At 57.1% G+C, this 489-nt stretch carries 1 protein-coding gene; it reads left to right on the top strand.

Going from position 1 to position 489, the window contains the following annotated elements; genetic code table 11:
* On the top strand, positions 1-382 hold a 382-nt coding region (locus AB1462_RS31740; protein ID WP_367249038.1), incomplete at its 5' end, for a cytochrome c family protein.
* Positions 383-489: the final 107 nt, after the last annotated feature.

The following is a 489-nucleotide window of genomic DNA, read 5'->3' as shown; positions in this document are numbered from 1 at the left end:
ATGGAGAACCGCGTCCATGCGGAGAATTTTATTGGCCGCTTGCGTGGTTATGGCGTTCAGCACAGGAGTTGTGGCGCAGGATGGCGCTACGATTTTCAAGAAATGCAGTGCCTGTCATTCGCTCGACGCACCCGTCAACAAGGTCGGTCCGCATCTTGTCAGGATCATCGGTAGAAAGGCCGGCAGTCTCGAAGACTATAAATACTCAGCGGCGATGAAAGCTGCCGGAGAAGCGGGCCTCGTATGGGACGAGGCAACGCTTTCCGACTATCTGCTCGCACCGAAAGCGCGGGTGCCCGGCACGAAGATGGCCTTTTCCGGCCTCAAATCGAAAGAGGATATTGCGAGCCTCATCGAGTATCTACGCGATGCCGGAAAATAGGCCGGCGCGGAACGCTCTGTTGCAATTCCGCGCCCGATCAGTGCTTCAAACCGCTTCGTCGGTCGATGGCTTTTCCCAGAGGTTCACGCCGCCTTCGACGGCATAGC

This window comes from Pseudomonas sp. SB113, from assembly GCF_040754745.1.
Lineage (GTDB): Bacteria > Pseudomonadota > Gammaproteobacteria > Pseudomonadales > Pseudomonadaceae > Aquipseudomonas > Aquipseudomonas grimontii.
This window is presented reverse-complemented; position numbering and strand designations above follow the sequence as displayed.